The 12609-nt window shown below is 69.4% G+C and carries 8 protein-coding genes; 5 read left to right on the top strand and 3 right to left on the bottom strand.

The genetic code is table 11. The features are described 5' to 3' along the window. Window positions 1–208 precede the first annotated feature (208 nt). Window positions 209–973 carry an IclR family transcriptional regulator gene (locus tag ACZ4XD_RS13005; protein WP_042157171.1) on the bottom strand — a complete coding sequence of 255 codons (765 nt, stop codon included), beginning with the start codon at window positions 971–973 and terminating at the stop codon, window positions 209–211. Between the two features lie 261 nt (window positions 974–1234). On the opposite strand from ACZ4XD_RS13005, the gene metH reads away from it, so the two are divergent. The 4 genes from metH (at window position 1235) to ACZ4XD_RS12985 (ending at window position 9374) form a co-directional block, all read left to right on the top strand. Next, window positions 1235–4744: a methionine synthase gene (gene metH, locus ACZ4XD_RS13000; RefSeq protein ID WP_468041391.1), complete on the top strand. Its 3510-nt coding sequence runs from the start codon at window positions 1235–1237 to the stop codon at window positions 4742–4744. A 258-nt stretch (window positions 4745–5002) separates the two neighbouring features. Then, complete coding sequence (locus ACZ4XD_RS12995) at window positions 5003–5716, top strand: HAD family hydrolase (protein ID WP_468041390.1); 714 nt, start codon at window positions 5003–5005, stop codon at window positions 5714–5716. A gap of 362 nt (window positions 5717–6078) precedes the next feature. Next, window positions 6079–7686 (top strand): ABC transporter substrate-binding protein, encoded by a 1608-nt coding sequence (locus ACZ4XD_RS12990; RefSeq protein ID WP_468041389.1) that lies wholly within the window; start codon window positions 6079–6081, stop codon window positions 7684–7686. An 89-nt stretch (window positions 7687–7775) separates the two neighbouring features. Beyond that, the gene (locus ACZ4XD_RS12985; RefSeq protein ID WP_468041388.1) at window positions 7776–9374 is read left to right on the top strand and encodes an ABC transporter substrate-binding protein; all 1599 of its coding nucleotides are present in this window, start codon (window positions 7776–7778) and stop codon (window positions 9372–9374) included. A 131-nt stretch (window positions 9375–9505) separates the two neighbouring features. On the opposite strand, the gene ACZ4XD_RS12980 is transcribed toward ACZ4XD_RS12985, so the two are convergent. Both ACZ4XD_RS12980 and ACZ4XD_RS12975 read right to left on the bottom strand, forming a co-directional pair. Next, complete coding sequence (locus ACZ4XD_RS12980; RefSeq protein WP_018087782.1) at window positions 9506–10177, bottom strand: response regulator; 672 nt, start codon at window positions 10175–10177, stop codon at window positions 9506–9508. A gap of 13 nt (window positions 10178–10190) precedes the next feature. Continuing rightward, complete coding sequence (locus ACZ4XD_RS12975) at window positions 10191–11147, bottom strand: RecB family exonuclease (protein ID WP_468041387.1); 957 nt, start codon at window positions 11145–11147, stop codon at window positions 10191–10193. Between the two features lie 187 nt (window positions 11148–11334). On the opposite strand from ACZ4XD_RS12975, the gene ACZ4XD_RS12970 reads away from it, so the two are divergent. Continuing rightward, window positions 11335–12600 carry a site-2 protease family protein gene (locus tag ACZ4XD_RS12970; RefSeq protein WP_468041386.1) on the top strand — a complete coding sequence of 422 codons (1266 nt, stop codon included), beginning with the start codon at window positions 11335–11337 and terminating at the stop codon, window positions 12598–12600. Window positions 12601–12609: the final 9 nt, after the last annotated feature.

Below are 12609 nucleotides of genomic sequence, written 5' to 3'. Positions count from 1 at the left end.
TCCAGGGGAAGGCGAACCCCGGGTCCCGTCCGGTGGTCCGCACCCTCCTAGAGGGCGGTGGTCGGCCCGCGGCAATGCCCCACCATAGCGAATATTGCCGTTAGGTGTTCGACAATGCCGACCGACGAACGGCAGTTTTGTTCACCGGTAGAACCCCGTCAAGGGTTCCGTGGCGAAAAACTTAGGTGAACTTAAGGGGTGAATCTGGTCAGAATCGCCCTGCGCCAAGATCACGGGACACCGCGCGTGCGCAATCCCTCACAGCGGCGATGATTTCCGGCCGCAGTTCGCCGTCGTTGCAGACCCGCTCCACCGCCCCCGTGATGCCCACCGCGCCCACCGGCATCCGCCGCCGGTCGTGGATCGGCGCGGCCACCGAGGCCACCCCCTCCCAGGTCTCCTCCACGTCCGCCGCCCAGCCGCGCGCCCGGGTCAGGTCCAGCAGCCCCTCGATGTCCCCCAGGCCCGTCACGGTGCGCGGCGTGATCGCCTCCCGCTCCGCCTCGACGACCTCGCTGTGCGCGACCGGGTCGTACGCGCACAGCACCTTGCCCAGCGAGGTGCTGTGCAGCGGGTGCATCGCGCCCACCTCCAGCACCTGCCGGCTGTCGTCCGGCCGGAAGACGTGATGGACGATCAGTACGCCCTGCTGGTGCAGGACGCCCAGATAGACCGCCTCGCCGCTGGAGCGGGCCAGATCGTCGGTCCATACGAGGGCGCGGGCCCGCAGCTCGTGCACGTCCAGGTAGCTGTTGCCCAGCCGGAGCAGCTCCGCGCCCAGCTGATAGCGGCCGGAGGCGGCGTCCTGCTCGACGAAGCCCTCCTGCTGGAGCGTGCGCAGGATGCCGTGCGCGGTGCCCTTGGCCAGTCCCAGTGAGGAGGAGATGTCGGAGAGCCCCAGCCGCCGTTCCCCTCCTGCGAGCAGCCGCAGCATCGCTGCGGCGCGCTCCAGCGACTGGATGGTGCGTGCCATCGGGCAACCTCCGGAAGTATGCGGTTCGACAATGCTGAACGATATCGGTCCATGCCGACTGGAGTCAGCGATCTCGCGTTTCTTGATAAACGCACCGGAGTCTGTCAACGAAGACGGATAGTGCAGGCAGGGGGGTGGAGTGGTGCTGTCCACGGCGTGAAACGGGGAACACGTGTACCGGACCGGCAGCTACGCTGGCCGGGTGCGCCCTCTGGAGGAGGGTGCAAAGCCGACAGCCGTCGCAACCACGGGAGCATCTCCATGGCCTCGAACACGCCAACGTCCATCAGCACGTCCCGCGCCACATCCCTGCGGGAGGCCCTGGCCTCGCGGGTGGTGGTGGCCGACGGCGCGATGGGCACCATGCTTCAGGCGCAGGATCCGTCCATGGAGGACTTCCAGCAGCTGGAGGGCTGCAACGAGATCCTCAATGTGACCCGGCCCGACATCGTGCGGTCCGTGCACGAGGAGTACTTCGCGGTCGGTGTCGACTGCGTGGAGACCAACACCTTCGGCGCGAACTTCGCCGCGCTGGCCGAGTACGACATCCCCGAGCGGGTCTTCGAGCTGTCGGAGTCCGGTGCCCGCATCGCCCGCGAGGTCGCCGACGAGTTCACCGCCTCGACCGGGCAGCAGCGCTATGTGCTCGGCTCCATGGGCCCCGGCACCAAGCTCCCCACCCTCGGCCACGCCCCCTACGTCACCTTGCGTGACGCCTACCAGCAGAACGCCGAGGGCATGATCGCCGGCGGTGCGGACGCGCTGCTGGTGGAGACCACCCAGGACCTGCTGCAGACCAAGGCCGCCATCCTCGGCGCCCGCCGCGCCCTGAAGGCCACCGGCGCCGACCTCCCGGTCATCTGCTCGGTCACCGTCGAGACGACCGGCACGATGCTGCTGGGCTCCGAGATCGGCGCGGCGCTGACGGCGCTGGAGCCGCTGGGCATCGACATGATCGGCCTGAACTGCGCCACCGGCCCGGCCGAGATGAGCGAGCACCTGCGCTACCTGGCCCGGCACTCCCGGGTCCCGATCGCCTGCATGCCCAACGCGGGCCTGCCCGTCCTGGGCAAGGACGGCGCGCACTACCCGCTGACCGCCGCCGAGCTGGCCGACGCCCAGGAGACCTTCGTCGGCGAGTACGGCCTGTCGCTGGTCGGCGGCTGCTGCGGCACCACCCCCGAGCATCTGCGCCAGGTCGTCGAGCGGGTCCGCGGCATCGCCCCGCCGCCGCGCGAGCCGCGCCCCGAGCCGGGCGCCGCCTCGCTCTACCAGACGGTGCCCTTCCGCCAGGACACCTCCTACCTGGCGATCGGCGAGCGGACCAACGCCAACGGGTCGAAGAAGTTCCGCGAGGCGATGCTGGACGGGCGCTGGGACGACTGTGTGGAGATGGCCCGCGACCAGATCCGCGAGGGCGCCCACATGCTCGACCTGTGCGTCGACTACGTCGGCCGGGACGGCGTCGCGGACATGGAGGAGCTGGCCGGCCGGTTCGCCACCGCCTCCACCCTGCCCGTGGTGCTGGACTCCACGGAGCTGAACGTCATCCAGGCCGGCCTGGAGAAGCTCGGCGGCCGTGCCGTGATCAACTCCGTCAACTACGAGGACGGCGACGGGCCCGAGTCGCGGTTCGCCAAGGTCACGGCGCTGGCGGCGGAGCACGGTGCGGCGCTGATCGCGCTGACCATCGACGAGGAGGGCCAGGCCCGCACCGCCGAGCACAAGGTCGCCATCGCCGAGCGGCTGATCGACGATCTGACCGGCAACTGGGGCATTCATGAGTGCGACATCCTCATCGACTGTCTGACCTTCACCATCTGCACCGGCCAGGAGGAGTCCCGCAAGGACGGCATCGCCACCATCGAGGCGATCCGGGAGCTGAAGAAGCGTCACCCGGACGTCCAGACGACCCTGGGCCTGTCGAACATCTCCTTCGGTCTGAACCCGGCCGCCCGGATCGTGCTGAACTCCGTGTTCCTCGACGAGTGCGTCAAGGCCGGTCTGGACTCGGCGATCGTGCACGCGAGCAAGATCCTGCCGATCGCGCGCCTGGAGGAGGAGCAGGTCAAGACCGCCCTCGACCTGATCTACGACCGGCGCAGCGAGGGCTATGACCCGCTCCAGAAGCTGATGGAGCTGTTCGAGGGCGCCACCGCCAAGTCGCTGAAGGCCGGCAAGGCCGAGGAGCTGCTGGCCCTGCCGCTGGACGAGCGCCTCCAGCGGCGCATCATCGACGGTGAGAAGAACGGCCTGGAGGCGGACCTCGACGAGGCGCTGGGGGAGCGGCCCGCGCTCGACATCGTCAACGAGACCCTCCTGGCGGGTATGAAGGTCGTCGGTGAGCTGTTCGGATCCGGTCAGATGCAGCTGCCGTTCGTGCTGCAGTCCGCCGAGGTCATGAAGAGCGCGGTGGCCTACCTGGAGCCGCACATGGAGAAGTCCGACGACGAGGGCAAGGGCACCATCGTGCTGGCCACCGTCCGCGGCGACGTCCATGACATCGGCAAGAACCTCGTCGACATCATCCTGTCCAACAACGGCTACAACGTCGTCAACCTCGGCATCAAGCAGCCGGTTTCGGCGATCCTGGAAGCCGCCGAGGAGCACAGGGCCGATGTCATCGGGATGTCCGGACTGCTGGTCAAGTCCACGGTGATCATGAAGGAGAACCTGGAGGAGCTCAACCAGCGCAAGATGGCGGCCGACTTCCCCGTCATCCTGGGCGGCGCCGCCCTGACCCGCGCCTACGTCGAGCAGGACCTGCACGAGATCTACGAGGGCGAGGTCCGCTACGCCCGGGACGCCTTCGAGGGGCTGCGCCTGATGGACGCCCTGATCGCGGTCAAGCGCGGGGTGCCCGGCGCCAGCCTCCCCGAGCTCAAGCAGCGCCGGGTGCCCAAGCGGGACACCGCCGTGCCGGAGGTCGAGGAGCCCGAGGGCGCGGTGCGTTCCGACGTGGCCGTCGACAACCCCGTCCCGACGCCGCCGTTCTGGGGCACCCGGGTCGTCAAGGGCATCCAGCTGGCCGACTACGCCTCCTGGCTGGACGAGGGCGCGCTGTTCAAGGGCCAGTGGGGCCTCAAGCAGGCCCGCACCGGCGAGGGGCCGACGTACGAGGAGCTGGTGGAGACCGAGGGCCGCCCGCGGCTGCGCGGCTGGCTCGACAAGCTCCAGACCGAGAACCTGCTCGAAGCCGCCGTCGTGCACGGCTACTTCCCCTGTGTGTCCAAGGGCGAGGACCTGATCCTGCTGCACGAGGACGGCACCGAGCGCACCCGCTTCACCTTCCCCCGGCAGCGCCGCGGCCGGCGGCTGTGCCTGGCCGACTACTTCCGCCCGGAGGAGTCCGGCGAGACCGATGTCGTCGGCCTCCAGGTCGTCACCGTCGGCTCGCGGATCGGCGCCGCCACCGCCGAGCTCTTCGAGGCCAACTCCTACCGCGACTACCTCGAACTGCACGGTCTGTCCGTCCAGTTGGCCGAGGCGCTGGCCGAGTACTGGCACGCCCGGGTCCGCGCCGAGCTGGGCTTCGCGGGTGAGGACCCCCAGGACGTCGAGGACATGTTCGCGCTCAAGTACCGCGGCGCGCGCTTCTCGCTGGGCTACGGCGCCTGCCCCGACCTGGAGGACCGCGCCAAGATCGCCGACCTCCTGGAGCCGGCGCGGATCGGTGTCGAGCTCTCCGAGGAGTTCCAGCTCCACCCGGAGCAGTCCACCGACGCCATCGTCATCCACCACCCGGAAGCCAAGTACTTCAACGCGCGGTAACGGGCGGACGCCGGGATCGGAGCCGAGACATGGCCTCCGGTCGCGGCAGCACCACGGCGGCACCAAACAGTAACTCTGCGTGAGCAGGTCAGGGCCGTCCCGGGCAGTGCCCCGGGACGGCCCTGACCTGTATCACCACGCATTCCGGCCCGTACCGTCGTACACTTATCGGTCCGGTGGCGGCCGGTCGTATCCCCAGCCGGGGATGGCGACCGGCCCTTTCGTCCCTTGGGGGACGTCGCAGTTGGAGGTGGATGGATGACCAGCAGCATCCCCGCAGTCGGCACCCGGACGGCCGAAGCCGCGACCCTCCAGGCCGTATTCCTCGATCTGGACGGCACCCTCGTCGACACCGAGGGCTTCTGGTGGGAGGCGGAGGCGGAGGTCTTCGCCGAGCTCGGGCACATCCTCGACGACGCGCACCGCGAGGTCGTGGTGGGCGGTCCGATGACCCGCAGTGCCGGCTATCTGATTCAGGTCACCGGCGTTGACATCAGCCTGACCGAGCTCAGCGTGCTGCTCAACGCCGCCTTCCTGGCGCGGATCGGGCGCGGTGTCCCGCTGATGCCGGGCGCCCGCAGGCTGCTGGCCGAGCTGGCCGCGCACGGGATCCCCACCGCCCTGGTCTCCGCCTCGCACCGCGCCATCGTCGACCAGATGCTGCACTCACTCGGCCCGGAGAACTTCCGGCTGACCCTGGCGGGCGATGACCTGGAGCGCACCAAGCCGCACCCCGACCCGTATCTGACGGCCGCCGCGCGGCTGGGGGCGGACCCGGAGTGCTGTGCGGTCATCGAGGACACCCTGACCGGGGTGACGGCGGGGGAGGCGGCGGGCTGCCCGGTCGTCGCGGTGCCCTCGGTGACGCCGATCCCGCCGGCCCTGGGGCGTACGGTCGTCCGTTCGCTCGAAGAAGTTGATCTCCCATTTCTCCGGACGCTCATCACGGAAAGCCGTGGCGCTGTGCACTGAGCGTACTCCGGGAAAGGCGACGGGAACCGAGGGGAGCGGCCCGCTCATTTTCCGTGACGAATGCGCTGACTGAATTGTTGCTTCGCCATGGACCCTTGAACGCGTGACGTTTCTCACGTGCCGGGCCGTCGACAGCGGGCCCCACAGGTGTTCCAGGGGGTCCCCAGGAGGCTTTGCGCGGGGGTAAGTGTCCGGATTGGTGGAGCAACGTGTGAATCGTTCCGCCGTCCGGATATCGAGCAGCTTGCCATCGTTATCCAGATGCCATATCGATACAACTCCATTGAGTCCCAATGCGGCTGGCCGTTCCTACTAATGTCGACGCGAGCAACACTGCTGCGCTGATAAGGAACCCGCCGACGATGAATCGCAAGACCCTGGTGCTGCCGGCGCTGGCCGGTCTCCTCGCCCCCGTTCTTGCTGCCTGCGGCAGCTCGGACGGCGCCGGCGAGGGTGTCGATCCGATCGTCGTGGGTGTCGCCACCCACATCGAGGCGACGAAGGCGGCCCCCGCGCCGCTCGACCCGTCGCAGGCCTACGACGTCGACGCGTGGAACGTCCTGCGCAGCACGCTCCAGACGCTGCTGCGGCTGCCCCGGTCCGGGACCGCCCCGGTGCCCGAGGCCGCCCGGTCCTGCGGGTTCCGGGACACCCAGAACGAGCAGTACCGCTGCACTCTGCGTGACGGCCTGAAGTTTTCGAACGGGCATGCCCTGACGGCGCAGGACGTCAAGTTCTCCATCGACCGCATGAAGACCATCAACAACACCAATGGTCCGGTGTCTTTGCTCGACGGCATCGACAAGGTCGAGACGCCCAGCGACAGCGAGGTGGTCTTCCACCTCAAGAAGCCGGACGCCACCTTCCCGCAGAAGCTCACCACGCCCGCCGCGGCGATCGTCGACCCCGAGGTGTACCCCAAGGGCCGCCTCTACAGCGGTTTCGACGTGGTCGGCTCCGGCCCGTACACCCTCAAGACCGAGCGCAGCGACAACCGCATCACCAAGGCCGTCTTCACCAAGAACCCCGCCTACAAGGGCGGGGTGCAGGCGAGGAATGAAAAGGTCGAGATGCGCTTCTTCAACGACTCGGTGACCACGGAGAAGGCGCTGCGCAGGGGCAGCATCGACGTGATGAACCGTGGTCTGGCGCCCGCCCAGGTCAAGGGCCTGAAGAACGCCCGCGACAAGGGCATCATGCTCCAGGAGATGCCCGGTCAGGAGATCCGCTACCTGGCCTTCAACACCAAGGACCCGGCCGTCTCCAACAAGGCCGTACGGCAGGCGATGGCGCAGCTCATCAACCGCTCGGACCTGGTGCGGAACGTCTACGGGTACACCGGTGACCCGCTGTTCTCGATGGTGCCCACGGGCCTCACCGGGCACATCAACTCGTTCTTCAACAAGTACGGGGACCCCGATGTCGCGGCCGCCCGCAAGACGCTGCGGCAGGCGAACATCACCTCTCCGGTGAAGTTCACCCTCACGTACACCACGAACCACTACGGATCCAGCACCGTGAAGGAGGTCCGTGCGCTACAGAGCCAGCTCAACCGCACCAAGCTGTTCGACATCAGCATCAAGGGTGTCGACAGCTGGCAGCAGTTCCGCACCGACGCCCTGGACGGCAAGTACTCCGTCTACAACATGGGCTGGTTCCCGGACATCCCGGATGCCGACAACTACATCGCGCCCTTCATCGGCAAGCAGAACTTCCTCGGCTCCCCTTACCGCAACGGTAAGATCGAGTCGCAGCTGATCCCGTCCAGCCGCCAGCAGTCCGACCGCAACGCCGCGGGAGCCGACTTCAAGCAGGCGCAGGACATCATCGCCGACGACGTACCGCTCCTCCCGCTCTGGCAGGGCAAGCAGTACGTGGCCGCCCGCGATGACATCACGGGCCTCGAATGGGCCCTCAACTCCGCATCGGGCCTCCAGATCTGGGAGCTCAGCCGCGGCGTCGCCGACTGAGCCGGCGGATGCGACCCGTACAGCACACCACCGCCGCGGCCTCCCCACCGCGGCCCGACAGGCACGACCCAGAACGTGAGGACCGTTTAGTGAGGAAGCGTGACCAGTGGCTGGCCGCCCCGATCGGGGCGGGGCTGACCACAGCTCTGCTCGCGGTCGCCGGGTGCGGCACGGACGACTCGGGGGCGGCCGGCAACGGCGAGCCCGTGGTCATGGGAATGACGGACAAGTTCGTCTCCACCGACCCCGCGTCCGGCTACGACCCGGGCTCCTGGCTGATGTTCAACAATGTCTTCCAGTCCCTGCTGAGCTTCCCCAAGGGAGGCACCACTCCCGAGCCGGAGGCCGCCGAGCGCTGCGGGTTCACCGACAGGGAGAGCAAGGTCTACCGCTGCACCCTGAAGGACGGACTCACCTTCAGTAACGGCCACCCGCTGGCGGCCAAGGACGTCAAGTTCTCCTTCGACCGCATCAAGCGCATCAAGGACAAGGACGGCCCGGCCGTGATGTTCGCCGCGCTCGACAAGGTCGATGCCCCGGACTCCAAGACCGTGGTCTTCCGGCTGAAGACGCCCGACGCGACCTTCCCCATGAAGATAGCCTCCGGCGCCGGCTCCATCGTCGACCACGCGGAGTACCCCGCCGACCGGCTGCGCACCGACGGCAAGGCCGTCGGCTCGGGCGTCTACACCCTCAAGGACTACAACTCCCAGAAGGCCGTCTTCGCCGTCAACGGCTCCTACAAGGGCCCGGCCAAGGTCAAGAACTCCGGCATGACCGTGAAGTTCTTCAACGCTCCCGACGCGCTCAAGAAGTCCGTCGAGAAGGGCGACGTCGATGTCGCCTACCGCGGTCTGGCCATGAAGGACATCGCGGAGCTGAACAACGCCTCGCTGTCGCAGCAGCACGGCACCCAGGTCGTCGAGGGCGCCAGCGCCGAGGTCATGCACCTGGTCTTCAACCTCAAGGACCCGGTCGCCGGCAAGCTCGGCGTCCGTAAGGCGATCGCCTACCTCCTGGACCGCTCGACCCTGGTCCGGGACGTCTACCAGCGCACCGCGATGCCGCTGTACTCGATCGTCCCGGCCGGCATCACGGGCCACAGCACCTCCTTCTTCAACACCTACGGCGACCGCCCGAAGCCCGACAAGGCGAAGGATGCGCTCCGCTCCGCCGGCTACAACGGCAAGGTGCCGCTCACGCTGTGGGCCACCCCCGAGCGCTACGGCCCCGGCACCGTCCCGGCCTTCGAGGAGATCGCCCAACAGCTCAACGCCAGCGGGCTGTTCAACGCCAAGGTGCGGACCCTGCCCACCCAGGAGTACGAGCAGGGCATGGCCGACGGCAAGTTCGGCGCCTACGTCAAGGGCTGGGTCCCCGACTATCCGGACCCCGACAACTTCACCGCGCCGTTCTTCGGCAAGGACAGTGTGGTGGCCAACAACTACAGCTCGCCCACCATCACCGGCCGGCTGCTGCCCAAGACGGCCGACCAGCCGAACCGCGGCGCCACCAAGGACCAGTTCCGGGAGCTCCAGGACATCGTCGCCGAGGACGTGCCGATGATCCCGATCTGGCAGGGCAAGCAGTACGCGGTGGCCCGGGAAGGGATCTCCGGTCTGGAATGGACCCTGGACCCGTCGACCGTCTTCCGCTTCTGGGAGATCAGCAAGCCGGCCGAGGACTGACCGGACGCCTGCACACCACGGCGGGGGGGGGGGGGGGGGGGGGGGGGGGGGGGGGGGAACAAAAACCAACCCCCCCCCCCCCCCCCCCCCCCGCCGTCGTCCGTCTGCCGGGCCGTCAGGCCCCCGCCGTCCTACTGCGCGCCGGGGCGCACCAGACCGCTCTCGTACGCGTACACCGCCGCCTGCACCCGGTCGCGCAGCCCCAGCTTCGTCAGCACATGCCCCACATGCGTCTTGACGGTCGTCTCGCTCACGAACAGATCCGCGGCGATCTCCGCGTTCGACAAACCGCGGGCGACCAGCTTCAGCACCTCCACCTCGCGCTCGGTGAGCGTGTGCAGGGTGTCCGGCACCGGCTCCTCGCCCGACGGCAGATGGCCCGCGTACTTGTCCAGCAGCCGGCGGGTGATGCTCGGCGCGAGCATCGCCTCGCCCGCCGCCACCACCCGGATCGCCTGCACCAGCTCATTGGCCGGCGCGTCCTTGAGCAGAAAGCCGCTCGCCCCCGCCCGCAGCGCCTCGACGACATACTCGTCCAGATCGAAGGTCGTCAGCACCAGCACCTTCGCCGGGCCGTCCTTCGCCGGGCCGGTGATCTGCCGGGTCGCCTCGACCCCGTCCATCCGGGGCATCCGGATGTCCATCAGCACCACATCGGGCTGAAGCGCCCGCACCTGCTCCAGTGCCTGGAGGCCGTCCCCGGCCTCCCCGACGACCGCCAGATCCTGCTCCGCCTCCAGAATCATCCGGAATCCCGTACGCAGCAGGGGCTGGTCGTCGACCAGCAGGACGCGGATGGCCACGAGCTCTCCTTCGTTAGATGTCTCCCATTCTGCCCTGCGGCGGCACACCGCCCTCGGCCGGGCGGACCTGGAGCGGATACACCGGGGGAGTGCCGCCGAATTCCGGACAGTGCGCCTGGTGGTCGCACCAGCCGCACAGCTTCGTCGGCCGCGGCCGCCAGTCGCCGCTCACCGTCGCCAGCTGGATCGCCTCCCACAGCGCCAGCAACTTCCGCTCCACGCCCCGCAGATCGGCCTCGACCGGGTCGTACGTCACCACATCGCCGCTGCCCAGATAGACCAGCTGAAGCCGCCGCGGCACCACACCGCGCAGCCGCCACACCACCAGGGCGTAGAACTTCATCTGGAACAGCGCGCCCTCGGCGAACTGCGGCCGCGGCGCCTTGCCGGTCTTGTAGTCGACGATCCGCACCTCGCCGGTCGGCGCGACATCCACCCGGTCGATGAAGCCCCGCAGCTGAAGCCCCGAATCCAGCACCGTCTCCACATACAGCTCACGGTCCGCCGGCTCCAGACGCGTCGGGTCCTCCAGCGAGAACCACCGCTCCACCAGCGCCTCGGCCTCCGCCAGCCACCCCGCCAGCCGCACGCCCTCCGTATCGTCCGCGAACAGCTCGGCCAGCTCCGGCCGCTTGGCGAGCAGCTTCTCCCACTCGCCCGGCACCATCGCCCGCGCCCCGGCCGCCGTACGCTCCGCCGCCGGAGCGTCGAAGAGCCGCTCCAGCACCGCATGGACGACCGTCCCCCGGGTCGCCGCCGCGCTCGGCTTCTCCGGCAGCCGGTCGATCACCCGGAAGCGGTACAGCAGCGGGCACTGCATGAAATCGCTCGCCCGCGACGGCGACAGCGCCACCGGCGGCCGCGCCCGCTCCCCGTCGCCCGGCCCCGCCCCGGCCGCCGCCGCGCCCGGCTCGCCGCCGCTCCGCCCACTCTGCGTGTCCGCCCCGGCCTGCTCCGTGCTCCATCCCATGCCACAAAACCCTACGGCCCGCCACTGACAGGCGCGGACGGGTCACCGGCGCAACGGGGTCTCCCTGGGCCCCGCGGCCGACCGGGCCGGGCCGCTCCGCATACCATCGACGGCGGACCCCTTCGCCCTGCATGATCGAGATATCAGGCCGAGCAGGGGCGAATGCCGTAGTCAATGAGGGGACGCCGTGGACGAGAGCGGGAAGTCGCAGGACCCCGAGGAGTCCGTGCGGCCCCAGCCGCCCGAGCCGCCCGAGCGCAACAACGCACCGAAGGGGCCCACTCCGGGCAAGAAGAAGAGCGGCGGCGGCATCCTGATGGGCCGTCCCTTCGGCGTGCCCGTCTACGTGGCGCCCAGCTGGTTCCTCGTCGCCGCCCTGATCACCTGGGTCTTCGGCGGCCAGCTGGAGCGCGTGCTGCCCGAGCTCGGCGCAGCGCGCTATCTGGTCTCGCTCTTCTTCGCCGTCGCCTTCTACGCCTCGGTGCTCGTCCACGAGCTGGCCCACACCGTCGCCGCGATCCGCTTCAAGCTCCCCGTACGCCGCATCCAGCTCCAGTTCTTCGGCGGCGTCTCGGAGATCGAGAAGGAGACCGAGACCCCCGGCAGGGAGTTCGTCCTCGCCTTCGTCGGCCCGCTGCTCTCCCTCGTCCTCGCCGGGGTCTTCTACGCGGGCATGCAGCTGGTCGAGCCCGGCACCGTCCCCGGGGTCCTGCTCGCGGGCCTGATGATCTCCAACCTCATCGTCGCGGTCTTCAACCTGCTGCCCGGCCTCCCGCTGGACGGCGGCCGGATGCTGCGCGCCCTGGTCTGGAAGATCACCGGCCGTCCCATGAGCGGCACCATCGCCGCCGCCTGGGTCGGCCGCGCGCTCGCCGTCACCGTCCTCATCGGACTGCCGCTGCTGACCCACACGGGCGCCCTCGGCACCGCCCGCCCCGAGATCGGCGGCGCCGACTCGCTCACCGACGCGCTGCTCGCCGCGATCCTCGCCGCCATCATCTGGACCGGCGCCGGCAACAGCCTGCGCATGGCCCGGCTGCGCGAACGCCTCCCCGACCTCACCGCCCGCACCCTGACCCGGCGCGCCGTCCCCGTCGAGACCGACACCCCGCTCTCCGAGGCGCTGCGCCGCGCCAACGACGCCGGCGCCCGCGCCCTGGTGGTCGTCGACCGCCAGGGCACGCCCACCGCCCTGGTCCGTGAGGCCGCCATCGTCGGTGTCCCCGACCACCGTCGCCCCTGGGTCCCCGTCGGCACCCTCTCCCAGGACCTCAAGGACGGTATGCGGGTCTCCGCCGAACTCGCCGGCGAGGACCTCCTGGAATACCTGCGGGCCACCCCCGCCACCGAGTACCTCGTCGTCGAGGAGACCGGTGAGATCTACGGCGTGCTGTCCACCGGCGACGTCGAGCGGGCCTTCGTCTCGGCCATGGCCCGGAAGGTCGGGTCGTAGGGCCCGGCC

Source organism: Streptomyces sp. NPDC029466 (assembly GCF_055574515.1).
Note: the sequence above shows the minus strand (reverse complement) of the source record. Positions and strands in the feature narration are given on the sequence as shown.